A 19175-nucleotide genomic window follows, 5' to 3' on the forward strand; every position below is an offset into this window, starting at 1 on the left:
AGTCAGTGATTTATCAAGAAATTCTCGCTGAAGGCGAACAACGCGGCGAACAACGCGGACGGGAACAAGGACGAAAAGCAGAAGGGCAATTGCTCATTCTCCGTCAGCTGACTCGACGGGTGGGAGAATTACCCCAAGAGGTGCTAGACCGAATTGAAACTCTCTCTTTAGAACAATTAGAAAATCTCGGTGAAGCATTATTGGATTTTCAGGCGATCGCGGATTTAGAAATCTGGTTTAGTACATTAGAGTAGCAACTAATTAAATCTAGTCTCTATGTCGCTCGTCAATGTCTTTTGATAACCTCTGCAAACTACATTTCGGGAGGGTATGATGCGCGAGTCAGTGATTTATCAAGAAATTCTCGCTGAAGGCGAACAACGCGGCGAACAACGAGAACGAGCGCTGATTCTCCGTCTGCTGACTCGACGGGTGGGAGAATTACCCCAAGAGGTACTAAACCGAATTGAAACTCTCTCCTTAGAACAATTAGAAAATCTCGGTGAAGCATTGTTGGATTTTCAGGCGATTGCGGATTTAGAAGCCTGGTTTGCTACATTAGAGTTCAATTAACTTGAAGCCCCAAGGTTTGAGAGCCGCTAAAGCTATTTCTTCACTTACACCTTCATAAGCCTCCCATTCCAACGGATGCTCTTTAGGATGTCCGTCGCCAACATTACCTGCAACTTTAATTATTGGACAATTGGCGATGCGATCGCGCTCTAGCCCTTTTGGAACTACTAGTTGGATTTTGTGCCCGATAAACTTCGATGTACTCTCATTAGCTACAGATTCACGGATTAAACAAATATCACCAGCAGTCCCCCAAGTCGTTTGGTAAATGTGGAGGAATGATATATAAGTTGCTGGTTTGATGGCTTTTTTTAGAACGTGCATTATCTGTAATCCTTACACTATGAGTCAAAAATCATAAATCATATAAGTATTTTCTATCACGTTCGTAGGGAAGAATGTTCTTAACTCACATTTTCCACCTAGTAGTTCGCCAAGTGAACTTGGCGGGGTAAAGGGTTTAAATCCCTTACCCTTTTCCCTTTCCCCTTTCCCCAGTCCTCACAAGCGCATTTTTGGGTTGGCAGACTACTAGCCCAGGCGATTAAAAACCGCCTGGTGGAAGATGTAAAGCTCAAAAGACAATAATTGCCCACATACTAACGCCCAAAGCGATCGCTGTTAGGTGTTGCAGTATGAGCGATCGCACTGGTTGTTTGGCAATTTTTTGTGTTAACACCATAGTCATTAACACGGAGAAAATTATTGTTGCACCTTGCAAAAAAGCAATCACAGCAGGGTGAGCAACCAATATTGGCAATTGTTCGCCACTCAAACCAAGTGTTGCAAAGGTTACGGGTAAAATCCGTCCGCCTTCGCTTAAGCCCAAACGCAGATAGTGAGCTAAATTTCCCCCTAAAACTAATGGGAGATAGCTATATGCAAGCTCTACAAATTTTCGAGGCTTACGGTTAGCGTTGAATACTTGGAACAAGCTATAAGCCCCAAAGGTAAAAGCTGCTGGGATAATTAACGCTAGCAGCGATAATCCTAAGTGCTGCCAAAAATCAGTTAAATCCAGTTGTAAGCCTAACCAAGATTGCAATTCTGGCAAGCGATGTAAATATATACCACCCAAGAGCAAAAACAATAATGCTACTTCATAAGTACGGGGTACATGAGTTGTCCACAGTTCAATTCCAGGGGGACGCAAGTTGAATTCAACAGAACGATGGGGACAAGCTTTCAGGCAAGTCATGCACAGTACACAATCTCGGTTATCTTCTAATTGGGCTGGATGTGAGTATAAAGGACATCCATTGGTTTCCATACCTTCGCCCTTTTGCGGCCCGCCTTTATAACACTGATAAGTGGTGCAACTGGCAGAACATATCCCTTGCTGTGCCCGGAGTTCCGTCATTGAAAGTTTGGCAAATAAACCATTCATCCCGCCGATGGGACAGAGATAGCGACACCAAAACCGCCGCTCAAAAAGAGCCGAGAAAATCATCGCCCCAGCAGTAATTAATAGCAGCAAACAAGCGCTGAGGTAAGCTGTATTTTCTAAATGCCAGAGTTCTTCCCATAAGAAAATGAGGGTAAATAAACCAAAGAGGAACCATCCGCCCCATTTTTCAGCTTGTTCTCTCGGCCAGCGCTTGAGTTTTCGAGGCCACAGCCATAAAGAGAGCTTTTGGGTGATTTCTCCATAAATCATGAAGGGACAAACAGAACACCAAATACGACCCAAAAAGGGAAAGAGAAATAAGAAGAAAGGCCACCACCAAGCCCAAAATAGATTTAAGACGAAATTGCGATCGCGGGTTTGCGGCCCAATAAATAATATTGCCACAATAATCGCAAAAGCCGTTGCAGTAAAACCATAATTAATGCGATCGGGCCACCAATCACTACGTAAAAATCGCCGCAAATTAGGATAGGCATTTAACAAATTTACCCGAAATCGTTTTTTCTTAGTTTCGGCTTGCCAGAAAATTTCTTCTGTTAATTCATTTGCACCCTCAGCTTGGGCAATCGCTCTTTCTACCAGATTTTTCAATTCCCTGAGATTACCAGGAAAATCATAAGACTGGAGGCGACGCAAAGCTTCTGGGGTAATGTGCGGTTTAGAAATCCCTCTAGAGCGTGTATAAAGACTGGTATAATATTCGACCTGTGTCTGAATATCAGCTTTCCGCACCCGTAGCGGTGGCACTTTAATAATGTGACCAACAAAACGTTCAACTGTTGGCTGAGTTTTTTCTGAAACAATCAGAATTCTGGCTTGACTGGGACGAGGTTCGGGTGTTGAATCTCCAGAACGACTGACGGGGGTATATTTACCAGTTTTGAGCAACTCCGTCACCGCAGGTAATAATTCTTCGGGCAATTCTTGGATATTGTTGAGAACTAAAGTACCTTCTCCCAACCATTCCAACAGCCCTGGTTTGCCGCCAGCACGACCAAATAAATCTGCACCGCTAGTTTGGAGAATACCACAATTTACTTTAATAATTGGTTCTCGCCGTTTGGGAGAACCAAAGTGGATGAGAGCTGCTATATTGTCTTTTTCTAACCCTGGTTCTCCGAAAATATCTACTGATTTGCGATCGCCAGCTGCTTCTCGAATTTGCTCTCGCAACCGCACAGCATAGCGACTTGTACCGACAATTCCGCGTTGTGCTTTGGTAACTAAATATGGGCGCAAGGCAATAGAACGTTCTTGTTCATAGCCAAGTGCAGATGTTACCTGAGCTAATTCTTGAGCCAATTGACGCGAAAAAGCTTTAGCAATTTCGGGGTATTGAGTGACTAATTCCCGAAATTTAGCAGCAGGTACAACCCACAAGTGACATTCGGTTACTGTCGTAATTGTGAATGGAGTTGATTCATCCAACAGCAATTCTTTGAGTTCAATCACTGCACCGGGGAGAAATCCACAAGCTAAAGCTGGGTTGTTTTGATTGGTGGTATTGCTTTCGAGTTGACCTTCTACAAGAATATAAAGGGCTTCTGGAGAATTGCCTTCACTAACTAAGTCAGTTTCGGCACTTACAACTCGTTCTTCAATTACTTGAGCGATCGCATTTAATACTTCAGGCGAGAGAATTCCTAAACTTGTACGTTCTTGTAGCCATGTAACCGTTTCTGGAGATGTCATATTTAGTTCTCCCTGTAGGCTGCTGTATAACAAGAATTATCCCTGAAAGGGTATGTAAAAATATCTATATTCAGTGGTTGTGCATTAATCCACAATGTGCACTGACTTCTTGCATCAAATCTTGACCTGCAATGCCAATACATCGACCTGCAATGCCAATACATCGACTTGTAATGCCAATACATCGACTTGTAATGCTAATACATCGACTTGTAATGCCAATACATCGACTTGTAATGCCAATACATCGACTTGTAATGCCAATACATCAACTTGTAATGCCAATACATCGACTTGTAATGCCAATACATCGACTTGTAATGCCAATACATCGACCTGCAATGCCAATACATCGACCTGCAATGCCAATACATTGTCTTTTTAGCGAACCATAACCTTACCCAAGTAGAATTTACTTAAGTCCACTAAACAACGAATGGGCAAACAAAGCGGCTTGAGTGCGATCGCGTAAACTCAAGCGACTGAGAATATTAGTAACATAGTTCTTAACAGTGTTTTCTGAAAGAAACAGCGATTCGGCAATTTCTCGGTTATTGGCTCCACAAGCAATTAACCGCAATACATCTAATTCTCTGGCTGTGAGTTGCGCTAATTCTGGAGGGGGTTGCAAAGACTGGACAGGTGCAGTAAGCGGCGTGAGTGCTTTCTCAAACAATCCCGGGCCGAGTAGGGTTTGTCCTTTGTAGACGGATCGAATTGCCAACATTAATTCATCTGGTTCGGTGTCTTTGAGCAAATAGCCCTTTGCACCCAGCCGCATCGCCTGGAAAACATACTCATCATCATCGAAGGTGGTGAGGACGAGAACCTTAATTTCAGGATATTGTTGAGCGATCGCTTTTGTGGTAGCAACTCCATCCATTACGGGCATCCGAATATCCATTAGTACAATATCGGGTTTGAGTGCGGCAATAATATCGAGTGCCCGTTGTCCATTCTCCGCCTCACCGATTACCTGCATCTCTGCATTGGACTCAAGCATACTCTTAAGTCCCTGGCGAATAAGATGCTGATCGTCAACTAATAAAATCCGAATCATAAGCTAAAACACCAATAGCTTTGAGAGTGGCAAAGAAACAGAAATACAGCAACCTGTTCCTAGTTGACTGTGGAGATTTAACTGGCCGCCTAGTGCAACCGACCGTTCTCGCATCCCTTGTAATCCAAACCCGGTTGTATTTTGAGTGGGGTTAAAACCTTTTCCATTGTCTTCGATTGACAGATGAATCATCCCAGTGTGAGCCAGAAGTTTAACGGTGACACTCGTCGCCTCGGCGTGTTTGCAAATATTTGTCAGTGATTCTTGCACAATGCGGAATAAAGCCGTGTTTACTTCTGTTGGTAGGGTATGCGGGAGATCGATTTTACAAGATGGTTGAATACCTGTAGTTTGCTGAAAATCTGTCAGCAGCTTTTCAATGGCTGATTTGAGAGATTGCCCTTGCAAAGGATTTGAACGCAAAACCGAAAGCGATCGCCGAATTTCTAACAGCGCCTCAGCCCCCAGTTCTTTTGCCTGTTTGAGAAATGTTAATGCTTTGTCATTATTTGATTGCCAAAACAACAGAGTATTATTAATTTGAATGGTTTGGGCGGCGAGAGTGTGTCCCAACCCATCATGAATTTCGCGGGCAATTCGGTTGCGTTCCTGCAAGGTTGCTTGATCTTCAATCCGCAGAGCATACTGGCACAGTTGTTGATTGATGATCTCTAATTGCTGATGGGCAATTTCTAACTGCTCTCGACTTTGGCGCTCTGCAAGCAGAGCATTAATTAACAATAAAGCGAATACTAACGTTAAGCTAAACAATAATATATTACTTAATCGCCAATCCCAGGACATGAGGATCAGCTTATCTGGCAGAAAATTCTCAGGTACAATCGGTCTTGATAAAAGTAGTGTTCCATAAGCAAGCAGAGATAAAATCAAGACAGCCAACTGTCCCGATCGCTTAAATATGAGACAACTCCGCATTACCAATACCAGACACAGCAGAAAAACGGAGCGAGTCGATAAAGTATGTTGAGTTGCTGGTAGCAAAATTAAACCGAATTCCAGGGCTGTATAAATTAGTTTGCTTTCCGGCTTCACCATTGGTAGCCTCAAACCCATCAAGCTGAAAGTTGCGATCGCCATCACTCCTAGCGGTAAAGACCAAGACAACTGAAACGGCAGCAGAACTTCCATGAACACTGCCGTGGCTAATAACAGCCACTCTAGGTAAAGCAACAGACGAAAAGATGGGTAGGTCAAGCTAACCATAGAACTGTTCCAACTCAATGGTCTTTGTAACAAAACCATAGGTATTTTCACTATTTTAGAGGGAAATAGGTGCAGAAGACAGGAAGCTGAGAGATAGGTGCTGTTGAAATTAAACTCTCTTTCTATATAACGAATCTGTCTCTAGTATGGGTAGAACCGTTCCGACTAATTAATAATTTCTAAATTAGGAAAAAAGTCACAAGAATTTGAGTACTTTTTTACTGGTCAGGTTAGGAATTATAGCTCATGTGCAAACTCGTTCCAAATTTTAAGATTAGCTGGTGTAAGTAAATTAGCAACTTTTTAAACATCTGCTAAACAGTCATAAACCGAAATTGAATCAGCACAGTTCTATTACACACAACAAAAATCAGAAAAATAAATGATTAAAAAACAGATAATTTTACCAACCCTGCTACTTGCAACTATCCTAATTGCAGGAATGACAGGTTGCACCAGTTCTAAATCTCCAGATGTGTCTCAAGGGAATGATTCTGGCACAAAGGTATCTGATACTTCTACGACAAACTCTCCGGCAGCGAATACACCAGAACGCGCTCACAAACGCGAAGAAATTCGCAAGCAAGTTGAGGCAGTTCTGACCCCAGATCAGGTAAAGGAATTGTCAACGAAATTACAAAAAGGCGAAAAAATGCGTAAAGCAGTGTTTAGCCTGAATCTTACTGCTGAACAAAAGACTAAAATTCAGGATATTTTTAAGACTGCCTATCCCCACCGCAAAGGAAAATCTCAAGATAATTCGTAATTTGTCATTAGTCATTTGTCATTGGTAATTATGATTACATAATGCTTATGGACTTCTCAAATGAATGGTTTTTTTGGTGTTTTGTACAGTTTTATCAAAACATAATTCAGGAGTCATCTGTGAGAATTCAGAAGAAATTATCTGCAACTATGGGTATTCGTCCCTTGATTGATTACATTCTGAATTCTGGATTCTGAATTCTCGATTATTCTTCAAGAATTAAAGTATGTTTAAACAAAAATTGCTCGTCAAGATAGAACTGGCTGTTATAGCCACAATCTTTGTCGGAACTAGTCTCTACACTTCCAAAGCTCTAGGTAAACCGCAACCTAGCTCTCAAAAAATGGTGGATGAAGTGTGGCAAATCCTAGATAAAAATTATGTTGATGGCAGTTTTAACCATCAAGATTGGCAAGCAATTCGCCAGCAGTATCTTAGCCGTTCTTATAGTTCTAAGAAAGAGGCTTATGGGGCGATTCAAGAAATGGTGGCGAAATTAGGCGATCGCTACACCGAGTTTTTCGATCCACAAGAATTTAAAGCCCTAAATAACGATATTTCTGGCAACCTCACTGGCGTAGGGCTGGAACTGGCACAGAATGAAAAAACTAAAGCCTTAACCGTTGTCGCCCCAATTCAAGGAACCCCTGCTTTTAAAGCGGGTATTTTACCGGACGATGTAATTGTCCAAATTAACGGTCAAAAAACTCAGGGCATGAAAATTGACGATGCCGTGAAGCGGATTCTCGGCCCGGTGGGAACCAAGGTAGTACTCATGATTCAACGGGGCAATCAATCGCAAACTTTCCAACTTACCCGCGCCAATATTGCTATCCATCCTGTAACTTACAACACGCAAACAACGCCGACGGGTAAGATTGGTTACATTCGTTTGCCAGAGTTTACGCAAACTGCTCCCGCCCAGATGCATCAGGCAATTGAAGCATTAGAAAAACAACAGGTACAGGGCTACGTTTTGGATCTGCGTTCCGATCCGGGTGGACTGTTGGATGCGAGTTTGCAAATTGCCAGTATGTGGTTGAAGCAAGGAGCGATCGTGTCTTTGGTAAATCGAGACCAAGTGAAAGAGAGCTACAATGCATCGGGACATCCTCTCACAGACAAACCCTTAGTGATACTGGTTGATAAGGGATCTGCCAGCGCCAGCGAAATTCTTTCGGGAGCGCTACAAGACGACAATCGCGCCACCTTAGTAGGAACTCGTACCTTCGGGAAAGGTTTAGTTCAAGCCGTAGAGCCACTAGAGGATGGTTCGGGGCTGAAACTAACGATCGCTAAATACTACACACCAAAAGGTCGAGATATCAATCATGTCGGCATTGCTCCAGATATTAACGTGGCATTAACCGAGGCACAACAAAAAGCCTTAGTGCAAAACCAAACCTTAGCGACATTAGCCGATCCTCAGTATGCTAGCGCTGTTGCTGATCTGAGCAAATTGATTCAGTCTGGGGCCAATCATCTGAGTTTGCAGCGTGGGAAATGAAGCCGACATGGTAGGTGGTCACTGAGCGTAGTCGAAGTGACCACCTACCTACTTGCAGACTCGTTAACGCTGCACTATTTGCCTCCTGCCTTACTTTAACAAGCTAGGAACTGTATCTTTCTATCATGTCAACCCGCAAAGCTCAACGACTTCAAATTTGTGAACCAGTACCAGGTTTGCAAATCTTGGTTCAACTCAGCAACACTCCTTTAGTGCGGACAATCATAGCTATTGTTACCCGCCATCAGCTAGCGATCGTTGGGCTTGTATTTGTTGCCACCTTAATTTTTGCTATGCGGGAAAACGCCCCTTGGCTGACAGTACCTAAACAGGTAGCGATTGAATTTTTTTCTGCTGTATCCCAGTCCCTAGCTGCTTTATTGGGGGTGTTAATTGTTTTTCTTACTTTTACTAGTCAGTTGATCGCTCAAAGAAGATATGAAGATTACTATACACTTCAGATTCAAATTGACCAACTGATTCGTCTAACTCAATCTCTTCCCCCCGAACTCAGTAATTTTGATAAAACTCTGATCGCACTGATTAACTATTTAGTTCCCTTACATTTAAAAGATTTCCCAACTTGGTCAAATAGCTCTCAGGTATTATCTTGGGACAAGCTTTTAGATAATTTCAAGAATGAACATGAATTGACGCAAGTGCAGCAACAATGCTCTTTAGCTACCCATTTGCACCAACAACAAATTTTACTTGTCATCAATAATATGGAAGAAATCCTGGAAAGATTTTCTCGGCTTTATAATCGCATATTAGAGATGAGTCGGTTCATTCTCGCAATTGTCAAGCTGTCATTTCTTCTAGGAGTTTCCCTTGTATTTTTACTGCTATTTGGCATTATCGATTTGCAAAGGAAATTTCCCGATCTCAGCCTACCTGTAATTGTTTCATTAGCAATTTGGGTATTGATTGCTCTTTTGGAACTAGTACTTGATACCTGGTTTTTTTATAAAACCCTTTATGGGCCATCAAGTCACTATTTGCACTTTTTTCCCAATAAAAAATACCCCAATTAATCGGTAGAGGCTAACTCAACATGAGTAACTTAACATCATTGCCAGATACTAAAGCTACTAACACAAGCCAAGCATCTCAATATACAACTGATACGGTACGTGCTTATCTTCAAGAAATTGGGCGGATACCTCTGTTAACCCAAGAGCAAGAAGTTTTTTTTGCCCAACAAGTTCAACAAATGATAAAAATACTTGCTGAATCCGAAAAACTGACTGTTAAATTAAATCGTACCCCCACACTGTCAGAATGGGCTAATCAGATGCAGTTAAGCGAACAAGAACTACTTCAAAAGCTAAATCAAGGGAAAAAAGCCAAGCAGAAAATGATGGCGTCTAATCTTCGGCTCGTGGTGTCAATTGCCAAGCAATATCAGAGACGGAACTTAGAACTGATGGACTTAATTCAAGAAGGTACTTTGGGTTTGGAAAGAGGAATTGAAAAATTCAATCCGGCTTTAGGATACAGATTTTCAACCTACGTTTACTGGTGGATTCGTCAAGGAATTACCAGAGCGATCGCTCAACAAGGACGCGCAATTAGATTACCGATTCACATCAATGATAAGTTAAACAAAATTAAGCGCGTTCAGCGAGAGTTATCTCAAAAACTAGGTCGCGTTCCTACCACTACGGAAATTGCTTATGCACTTGCTTTGGAGCCTAATCAGATTCGACAATATCTAACTTTGGCTCGTCAAACTATCTCTCTCGATCTGCAAGTTGGTTCAGAAAAAGATGTCAAGTTAGAAGATTTAATCGAAGATTATAGATATTCTCAAAATGGTTATACTACTGAGCAATTTCTCAATCAGGAACTTGAAGACTTATTGTCAAGTTTATCTAGACAACAACAAGAAATCTTAAACTTACACTTTGGTTTACTAGATGGAAATGAACTTTCTCTAGAACAAATTGGTCAGCGTATGGGTATTAGTCGGGAACGAGTTAGACAGATAGAAAAACAAGCTCTCCACCTTCTATATCGGCAGCTAAAAAATAATAAGTAAACGCAGGTAAAAAAGTATCCCTTAAGATAATGAGATATTTTAAATATGATTACTTAAGACGTATTTATAAATATTATTTGTTTGATTTATAATAAACAAAATCATCATGATTTGACAAGGCACATCAAGCAAACCGGAAAAAACGAATTATTTAGATGTGCCGCCTCAAATGAAATTAGGATCGGCGGCAGTTGAGGTAGTAAAGGATTTCACGGTTTTTAATATTAATTAAAATGCATTGGAGGTTCTGATGAACCATGAAATTTCTAACGATTTGACTGAGAACAGCATAGAACCAGAGCTACCGCGATCGCCAAAAAAGAAAAAGATTACTTTGATAATTTTGGGCGTGCTATTACTGGCTGGACTAGGTTTTTTTAGCATTTATGCAGGTGCAGCCAAGTCAGACAAAAGTGAAAAATCTGGGCGTAATAAGCAACAAGTTACACCTGTAACTGTGGCGATGGTGACACAAAAAACGGTTCCTTTACAATTGCAGGCGATCGGTAACGTGCAAGCGGGGTCTACAGTATCGATTACGCCCCAAGCTAGCGGACGGATCGTTGGCGTTTATTTCAAGAAAGGTCAAGATGTGAAAAAGGGACAACTTTTGTTTACCCTAGATGACCGATCGCAAGCTGCTGCAATTCAGCAAGCTCAAGGTGTTGTAGCAAAAGACCAAGCCTCGGTACAACAAGCTAGAGATGCGTTAACCAGAGATTTGGGTCAGATAGACCAAGCCAGAGCCACTTTAGTCAAAGACCAAGCCTTAGTCCGACAAGCCGAAGCGAATTTAGCTAAAGATCGAGCGCAAGCAGAATTTGCTCAGGGACAGAGCGATCGCTATAGTGCGTTGTATAAGAAAGGCGCGATTAGTTTAGATCAAGCACAGCAATACGTTTCCAATAGCAAATCGGCGACAGCAACCCTACAAGCAGATCGAGAAGCGATCGCTAATGCTGAGGCAGTTTTGAAAAGCGATCGCGTGGCGTTGACTAATGCTCAGGCTGTTGTCCAAGGCGATCGAGCGGCGATCGCTAATGCTCAAGCTGTTGTCGTTTCAGACCAAGGAGCATTAGAAAATACCAAAGTGCAATTATCTTACGCCAAAATTTATGCGCCGATTGATGGTCGCGCTGGCAATATTCTCGTGACTCAGGGGAATGTGGTACAAGCCAACAGCACGACTCCACTTGTTACCATCACCCAAATTCGCCCGATTCAAGTTGCTTTTTCCATTCCTGAAACAAATCTGCCCCAAGTACAAAAGTATATGCAGAATGGCAAGCTGAAGGTAGATGTAACGTTCCCCGATAATCCATCTCATCCAATACCAGGTGCTTTGACGTTTGTCAATAATACGGTCGATAACACTACGGGGACAATTCAACTAATTGGCGACTTTGATAACACTCAGGGACACTTATTTCCCGGTCAATTTGTCAACGCAACCTTAACGCTGACTGAACAACCAAATGCAACGGTTGTTCCCTCCCAAGCCGTGCAGAATGGCCCCGATGGACAATTTGTCTTTGTAGTTAAGCCAGACATGACAGTAGAAAACGTTCCAGTTACAGTTAGCAGCACCATTCAGGGGCTAGATGTGATTCAGAAAGGGCCGCAACCAGGCGATAAAATTGTTACCGATGGTCAAGCGAACCTTGTTTCTGGCAGCAAAATCCGCATCAAAACAGCTGGCAATGACTCAAATACAGGTGGAAATTCCCCAAGAAGAGGAAGGGGAACAGGGGGAGAATCTCCTAAGTCTGGTGGAGGTGAATCATGAACCTTTCAGAACCATTTATCCGTCGCCCGATCATGACGACTCTGGTGATGGCGGCGATTTTGATCTTCGGTTTTATGAGTTATCGCTTGCTACCAATCAGCGATTTACCAAGTGTAGATTATCCCACAATTCAGGTCAGCGCTTCCCGACCGGGAGCCAGCCCCGAAACAATGGCAGCATCGGTTGCCCGTCCCCTAGAGAAGCAATTTTCTAGTATTGCTGGACTCGATTCGCTTAACTCAACTAGCACTCTGGGACAGACTCAAATTACCCTGCAATTTAACCTGAGTCGGAACATTGATGATGCAGCGCAGGATGTACAAGCTGCGATATCGGGAGCATCGGGGCAAATTGCTAACGATTTACCCAATCCTCCCACCTACAGCAAAGTTAACCCCGCAGATCAACCGATTCTCTACCTTTACTTAGACTCTCCTACTCTGCCGCTTTCCCAGGTAGACAATTATGCCGAGACTTATTTAGCGCAAAAGCTATCTACAATCAATGGGGTAGCACAGGTAGCTGTCTACGGTTCCCAAAAGTATGCGGCTCGTATTCAACTCGATCCGCAGCAATTGGCAGCGCGACAAATTGGGCTAGATCAGGTAGCGACGGCGATTCAACAAGGTAACGTTAATTTGCCTACCGGCAGTCTTTCAGGAAATCACAAGAATTTTACAGTCCAAACTAACGGTCAACTTGAGGATGCGGCTGCTTATCGTCAGTTAATAGTATCTTATAAAGATGGAATGCCCATCTATCTCAATCAACTGGGTCGGATTGTTGACAGCGTAGAAAATGACAAGGTAGCAAGCTGGTATAACAATACTCGCGCCATTATTCTCACCATTCAAAGGCAGCCCGGAACCAATACGGTGCAAGTTGTAGACACGATTAAGAAATTGCTCCCGGATTTGCGATCGCAGATTCCGGCATCAGTAGAAATTGGGATTCTCTATGATGCGTCTCAATCGATTCGAGATTCAGTAGATGATGTCAGATTCACGTTGATTTTGACGATCGCTCTAGTTATCTTAGTAATTTTCATCTTTTTACGGAACCTCTCAGCCACGGTGATTCCCAGTTTGGCATTACCCGTTTCGCTGATTGGTACTTTTGCAGTGATGTATTTGCTGCACTACTCACTAGATAACCTGTCATTGATGGCGTTGACCCTTTCAGTGGGTTTCGTTGTGGATGATGCGATCGTCATGCTAGAAAATATCGTCCGCCACATGGAAATGGGGGAACGTCCCTTAGAAGCGGCGTTGAATGGGTCGAGAGAAATTGGTTTCACAATTTTATCGATGACCCTTTCTTTGGTTGCAGTCTTCATTCCCATGTTGTTCATGAGTGAAGTACTGGGGCGATTATTTCATGAATTTGCTGTGACGATCGCAGTGGCAATTCTCGTCTCTGGTTTCGTGTCTTTGACCTTGACTCCGATGTTGTGCAGCCGTTTTCTGCGTCCTGTAGACCATGCTAATCAAAGTCGGTTATATCAAGCTTCCGAATATGTCTTCGATCGCTTCCTCGGTTTGTACGATTGGAGTCTGAAAAAAGTCTTAAAATATCACCGCACCACGATGATTTTATCTGTCGTTCTCTTGGCAGTGACAGTTGGGTTGTTGCTGGTAGTTCCCAAAGGCTTTATTCCTAGCGAAGATACCGGACAAATTACAGGTGTTACCCAAGCAGCCGAAGATGCATCTTTTGATAATCTTGTCCAGCATCAGCAGACAGTTGCTAACCTGATTCGTGAAGATCCAAATGTAGATGCAGTCAACTCTAATATTGGCGCAGGAGCCAGTGCTAATGGCAGTGGAGCAGCAGTTGCAGCCAATTCCGGTAGTTTATTTATTCGGTTAAAACCGCGATCGCAGCGTCAACTAGGGGCTGACGAAATCGTGCAAAATTTGCGAACCAAACTCGCCACTGTTCCAGGCATCCAAGTATTCTTACAAAATCCGCCAGCGATACCCATTGGCGCTCAACAAAGCACAGGACTTTATCAGGTTGCACTTCAGAGTTCTGATGTCAAACCCTTGCAGGAATATGTTCCGCAACTTGTTCTGAAGATGAAGAACTTGCCAGAACTCCAGGATGTCAACAGCGATTTACAATTTGCTTCCCAGATTCAAATTGACATTGACCGCGATAAAGCCTCAACTTATGGAATCACCGCCGAGCAAATCGAAAATACCCTTAGAAGTGCTTACGGTTCCTACCAAGTTTCAACCATCTATGCAGCAACCAATGAGTATCAGGTGATTTTGGAATTAGCACCGCAATATCAGCAAGATATTAATGCTCTGTTGACCTTATACATTAACTCCAGCACAGGAGTAGCAGTTCCTCTGAAGACATTCGCCAAACTATCTCAGGGAGTCAGCCCGTTAATGGTTAATCATAACGGTCGGATGAACGCTGCTACCATTTCCTTTAACCTCGCCCCAGGTGCGTCCTTGGGAAATGCTAATCAAAAAATTACAGAACTGATCGATCAAGTGATTCCTAAGAGCATTAGTACCAGCTTTCAGGGTGCAAGCCAAGTATTTCAAAGTTCACTGCCGAGTTTGGGTTTATTGTTAGCGATCGCCATCTTAGTAATTTATCTGATCCTGGGTATTCTCTATGAGGATTTCATTCACCCAATTACAATTCTTTCCGGTTTGCCATCAGCTGGTTTTGGGGCATTGTTAACGCTGATGATATTCCATGTTGAACTGAATGTTTATTCCTTCATCGGCATAATTCTGTTGGTGGGCATTGTCAAGAAAAACGGGATTATGATGGTGGATTTTGCCATTGAAGCCCAGCGAGAAGAATTGAAAAAACCCTCTGAGGCAATTTATCAAGCCTGTTTGGTGCGCTTCCGTCCAATTATGATGACGACAATGGCAGCATTAATGGGAACTTTGCCTATTGCGATCGGATTTGGGGCTGGTTCCGAATCCCGCCGTCCTCTAGGGATTGCAGTTGTGGGCGGGCTAGTGTTTTCTCAGATATTAACTCTGTATTTAACACCCGTGTTCTATATCTATATGGAATCATGGCGGAAGAAGCTTAATCAAGTTAAATTCCGGCGGGTATTTTCATTTTCAGGTGGGCGATCGTGATTTTCTACAAGCAATATAGTCTTACGAATTACGAATTACAAAATAGCAACACACTAAAATCTAGATACTAGCGTTTTTGGAAAAATTACGACTATGACTTTAGCAATAGAAAAAGAAATTCCTCCCTTAAATGAAGATGCAACAGGTGCAATTCGGGTAGGTAATACAAGGGTTTTGCTAGAACTGGTGATTCGTAGTTTTCAAGATGGTGCATCCCCTGAATCTATTGTTGGGCGTTATTCATCTTTGTCATTATCTGATGTATACCTAACAATTGGCTACTACCTTCGACATCGAGATGCTGTCGAATTATACCTCGAACAACGCGAACAATTAGCTGAATCTGTTTATCAACGTCTGTCAAATGTTCAACCTGATTTGAGCCTAATTCGTTCTCGCTTATTAGCCCAGCAATAACAATTCAAAATTCAAAATTCAAAATTCAAAATTAAAGATATTTACCGTAGCAGAAAAGAATTGTCCTGTATTTGCTTTTATGAAATATAAACCTAAAACAAAATAGTTAAAAATTTCTTCTCTCTGCGTCGCGCCTGTTGCTACCCTGCGGGAACGCTAAAAGCGAACAAGTCGGGAAACCGCAAGGGCACACTGGCTTCTCTACGCCTGGAGCGATAGCCTGCGACAAGCCCTCCTGCGTCGCTAACGCTGCGCTAACAGCAGTTGTTCATGGAGAAACCCCCTTTCTGCGCAATGCTTCACCGCTCCCCGTCTACGGTTCAATACAATTGCATTCATATTTAGCGATCGCATCGCTACCACATTTCTGGGAGAACAAAACTCATGAACCTTTCAGAACTCTTCATCCGTCGTCCAGTCATGACCACTTTGGTAATGATGGGTATCCTCATTTTCGGTCTCATGAGTTATCTACTGTTACCCATCAGCGCGCTACCCAACGTTGAATATCCTTTTATTTCTGTCTCTGCTAGTCTCCCAGGTGCTACCCCAGAAACAATGGCATCTTCGGTCGCCGCACCCTTAGAAAGACAGTTTACCGAAATTGCCGGACTAAATTCATTCAATTCCACCAGTTCCACAGGCAGCACTAACATCTCCTTACAATTTGACTTTAGCCGCAGAGTGGAAGATGCCGCCAAAGATGTACAGGCGGCGATTTCAGCAGCCGCCGGACAACTGCCCGCCGGAATGCCTCACCCTCCCACATACCGCAAAGTTAACCCGTCTGTCTCACCGATACTCTTCCTTTATATGTATTCGGAGACACAGCCAATCTCGACAGTAGATGAATACGCAGAGGTAACAGTTGGTCAACCAATTTCGATGATTGATGGTGTGGCTCAGGTACAAGTTTTTGGTCAACAGCAATATGCAGTCCGCGTTCAGGTTGACCCGCGAGAGTTGGCATCGCGGGGAATTGGTCTAAATCAGGTAAAAACTGCCATTCAACAGGGAAATGTCAACTTGCCAACTGGTAGTCTCTCTGATACTTACAAAAGTTATACGATTCAGGCGAACGGTCAACTCACCGATGCTGCCAGCTATCGCCAGCTAATTGTAACTTACAAAAATGGTGCGCCCGTGCGGCTCCAAGATTTGGGGCAGGTAATTGACAGCGAACAAAACGTCAAAGTCTCGAATTTGTATAGCGATCGCAAAGTAACAAATCGCCATTCTGTTGTTCTAGCTGTGCAGCCGCAACCGGGAGCCAATACGGTAAATATCGTTGATGCCATCCAAGAACTTTTACCTACACTCCGCGAACAAGTTCCCAAATCCATTGAAATGGGGATTATGTACGATCGCTCCCAAACCATCCGAGCCTCTGTAAATGATGTGAAATTTACCTTGGTTCTCTCGGTTTGTCTAGTTGTCTTAGTTATTTTCTTATTCTTGCGTGACATCACTGCGACGCTGATTCCCAGTTTGGCGCTACCTGTAGCGATCATTGGCACTTTTGCGGTGATGTATCTGTCGGGTTTCTCCCTAGACAACCTTTCACTCATGGCTTTGACCCTCTCTGTGGGCTTTGTTGTGGATGATGCGATCGTTGTATTAGAAAATATCGTCCGTTATCGAGAAATGGGCGAATCTCCCCTAAACGCGGCATTGAAGGGATCGAGGGAAATCAGCTTCACAATTTTGTCAATGACCCTTTCCCTAGTGGCGGTGTTCATCCCGATTATGTTCATGAGTGGAATAATCGGGAAATTATTTCATGAATTTGCCGTGACGATCGCAGTGGCAATTTTGGTTTCGGGTTTTGTTTCCCTCAGTCTCACCCCCATGTTATGCAGTCGCTTTCTGCGTTCACATCAACAAAGACCAAATCTGCTATATCGAGTTTCAGAACGAGCATTTGATTTACTACTGCGGGGATATGATTGGACTCTTAAGCCTGTCTTAAAATACCGCTTGATGACACTGATTGGTTCTGGCATTCTGCTGGTAATGACCGTCTATTTGTTCGTCATCGTTCCCAAAGGATTTATTCCTACAGAAGACACCGGACAACTGACGGCCAACACCAAAGGAGCGCAAGATATTTCTTTTGATGATATGCGGCGTCACCAACAAAAAGTTGTTGATATCATTCGTCAAGACCCTAACATTGAAGCCGTGGACTCAATTGTCGGTGCAAGTGGCCCGAATGCCTCGGTGAACTCTGGGCGAATTACGATTCGGCTCAAGCCACGTTCTCAACGTCAACTGAGTGCTGACCAAATCATTCAAGAGTTAACCCCTAAGTTGAGACGTGTAGTTGGGGTTAAGACATTTCTGCGTTCTCCACCAGCTATTCCCATCGGCGGACAACAAACCAACTCTACTTATCAGTTCACGTTGCAGAGTTTGAATTTACAAGACCTGCGCCAATACGTTCCTAAACTTGTAGATAAAGTCAAAACCCTACCAGGACTCCAGAACGTTGACAGCGATCTACAACTCAGCACTCCTCAAATCCAAGTCAAATTTGACCACAACAAAGCTGCAACCCTTGGCATTACGGCTCAACAAGTTGAACAAACCCTCAGCGCTGCTTATGGTTCTAGCCAGGTGTCAACTATTTATACCCCAAATGACCAATTCTATGTAATCTTAGAAGTAAAACCGGAATTTCAACGAGATCCTAGCGCTCTATCGATGCTCTATGTGCAATCAAGTACTGGAAAACTTGTTCCTTTGAGTGCGATCGCTAATATTACTCAGAGTGTCGGCCCACTCACGGTTACTCACGTTGCTCAACTCCCCTCTGCAACTATCTCTTTTGACACGCTCCCAGGAACGTCTCTAAGTCAGGCTACAGATACTATCAAGCAAGTAGCCAGTGAGGTACTACCCTCAACAATTACCCCCAGCTTTCAAGGTTCAGCCCAAACCTTCCAACAATCCTTCAACGATTTAGGCGTGCTGTTGTTGGTGTCTATTTTAGTAATCTATCTAATTCTCGGTATCCTCTATGAGGATTTTATTCACCCAATCACCATTCTTTCCGGTCTGCCTTCGGCGGGTTTTGGTGCATTATTGACGCTGCTGATTTTCCAGGTTGATTTAAATCTTTACTCTTTCATCGGTATTATCCTGTTAGTGGGCATCGTCAAGAAAAACGGCATCATGCTGGTGGATTTTGCCATAGAAGCCCAGCGAAAGGAAGGAAAAAATTCCTTTGATGCCATCTATGCCGCTTGTTTGATTCGCTTCCGTCCGATTATGATGACGACAATGGCAGCTTTAATTGGAACATTACCCATTGCTCTGGGGACAGGAGTAGGTTCAGAAGCGCGTCGTCCTTTGGGGATTGCGATCGTTGGTGGATTGGTGTTCTCTCAGATATTAACTCTCTATCTGACTCCAGTGTTTTACATTTATATGGAGACATGGCGGAAAAAGCTGAGTATGCAGAGTAGGAAAACTGAAAAGAAGCCAAGACTTACGCATTGACAAATTAAACAAAAAATGCAGTAAGAATAATCAGCAAAAAACAGGCGATCGCTAATCACTCTCGGACTGAAAAGGTGGATA

At 43.2% G+C, this 19175-nt stretch carries 14 protein-coding genes and 1 pseudogene; 10 read left to right on the top strand and 5 right to left on the bottom strand.

Annotated elements, in window-relative coordinates; genetic code table 11:
- Together RM368_RS13365 and RM368_RS13370 are read left to right on the top strand one after the other, a co-directional pair.
- Window positions 1-254, top strand: a 254-nt coding sequence (locus tag RM368_RS13365; RefSeq protein ID WP_322694496.1) for a DUF4351 domain-containing protein, incomplete at its 5' end; no start/stop codon positions are given.
- Between the two features lie 52 nt (window positions 255-306).
- Window positions 307-573 (top strand): annotated as a pseudogene (locus tag RM368_RS13370) (DUF4351 domain-containing protein); the annotation flags it as partial.
- On the opposite strand, the gene RM368_RS13375 reads toward RM368_RS13370, so the two are convergent.
- From RM368_RS13375 to RM368_RS13395, 5 genes are all read right to left on the bottom strand, one after another.
- The gene (locus tag RM368_RS13375) at window positions 559-897 is read right to left on the bottom strand and encodes a hypothetical protein (protein WP_322694497.1); all 339 of its coding nucleotides are present in this window, start codon (window positions 895-897) and stop codon (window positions 559-561) included. The pseudogene RM368_RS13370 and the gene RM368_RS13375 sit on opposite strands and share 15 nt — an antisense overlap.
- Before the next feature lie 250 nt (window positions 898-1147).
- Window positions 1148-3673 carry a cyclic nucleotide-binding domain-containing protein gene (locus RM368_RS13380; protein ID WP_322694498.1) on the bottom strand — a complete coding sequence of 842 codons (2526 nt, stop codon included), beginning with the start codon at window positions 3671-3673 and terminating at the stop codon, window positions 1148-1150.
- A 114-nt stretch (window positions 3674-3787) separates the two neighbouring features.
- Window positions 3788-4042, bottom strand: a complete 255-nt coding sequence (locus RM368_RS13385) for a hypothetical protein (protein WP_322694499.1) — start codon at window positions 4040-4042, stop codon at window positions 3788-3790.
- A 43-nt stretch (window positions 4043-4085) separates the two neighbouring features.
- Window positions 4086-4733 (bottom strand): response regulator transcription factor, encoded by a 648-nt coding sequence (locus RM368_RS13390; RefSeq protein ID WP_322694500.1) that lies wholly within the window; start codon window positions 4731-4733, stop codon window positions 4086-4088.
- A gap of 3 nt (window positions 4734-4736) precedes the next feature.
- Window positions 4737-5996 carry a sensor histidine kinase gene (locus RM368_RS13395; protein ID WP_322694501.1) on the bottom strand — a complete coding sequence of 420 codons (1260 nt, stop codon included), beginning with the start codon at window positions 5994-5996 and terminating at the stop codon, window positions 4737-4739.
- A gap of 343 nt (window positions 5997-6339) precedes the next feature.
- On the opposite strand from RM368_RS13395, the gene RM368_RS13400 reads away from it, so the two are divergent.
- From RM368_RS13400 to RM368_RS13435, 8 genes are all read left to right on the top strand, one after another.
- Window positions 6340-6723 (top strand): hypothetical protein, encoded by a 384-nt coding sequence (locus RM368_RS13400; protein ID WP_322694502.1) that lies wholly within the window; start codon window positions 6340-6342, stop codon window positions 6721-6723.
- Between the two features lie 226 nt (window positions 6724-6949).
- Window positions 6950-8230 (top strand): S41 family peptidase, encoded by a 1281-nt coding sequence (locus RM368_RS13405; protein WP_322694503.1) that lies wholly within the window; start codon window positions 6950-6952, stop codon window positions 8228-8230.
- Window positions 8231-8355: 125 nt separating this feature from the next.
- Complete coding sequence (locus RM368_RS13410; RefSeq protein WP_322694504.1) at window positions 8356-9264, top strand: hypothetical protein; 909 nt, start codon at window positions 8356-8358, stop codon at window positions 9262-9264.
- A gap of 20 nt (window positions 9265-9284) precedes the next feature.
- Window positions 9285-10271 (top strand): RNA polymerase sigma factor, RpoD/SigA family, encoded by a 987-nt coding sequence (locus RM368_RS13415; protein ID WP_322694505.1) that lies wholly within the window; start codon window positions 9285-9287, stop codon window positions 10269-10271.
- 250 nt (window positions 10272-10521) lie between these two features.
- Window positions 10522-12057 carry an efflux RND transporter periplasmic adaptor subunit gene (locus RM368_RS13420; RefSeq protein ID WP_322694506.1) on the top strand — a complete coding sequence of 512 codons (1536 nt, stop codon included), beginning with the start codon at window positions 10522-10524 and terminating at the stop codon, window positions 12055-12057.
- Window positions 12054-15176 (top strand): efflux RND transporter permease subunit, encoded by a 3123-nt coding sequence (locus tag RM368_RS13425; protein WP_322694507.1) that lies wholly within the window; start codon window positions 12054-12056, stop codon window positions 15174-15176. Before RM368_RS13420 ends, RM368_RS13425 begins: the two co-directional genes overlap by 4 nt.
- A gap of 93 nt (window positions 15177-15269) precedes the next feature.
- A complete protein-coding gene (locus tag RM368_RS13430) occupies window positions 15270-15593 on the top strand; it encodes a DUF433 domain-containing protein (RefSeq protein WP_322694508.1) in 324 nt (107 codons plus the stop codon).
- A gap of 384 nt (window positions 15594-15977) precedes the next feature.
- On the top strand, window positions 15978-19094 hold the full coding sequence (locus RM368_RS13435) for an efflux RND transporter permease subunit (protein ID WP_322694509.1): 3117 nt from the start codon (window positions 15978-15980) through the stop codon (window positions 19092-19094).
- The last annotated feature ends 81 nt before the right edge of the window (window positions 19095-19175 follow it).

The organism is Nostoc sp. DedSLP03, assembly GCF_034530815.1.
Taxonomy (GTDB): Bacteria; Cyanobacteriota; Cyanobacteriia; order Cyanobacteriales; family Nostocaceae; genus Nostoc.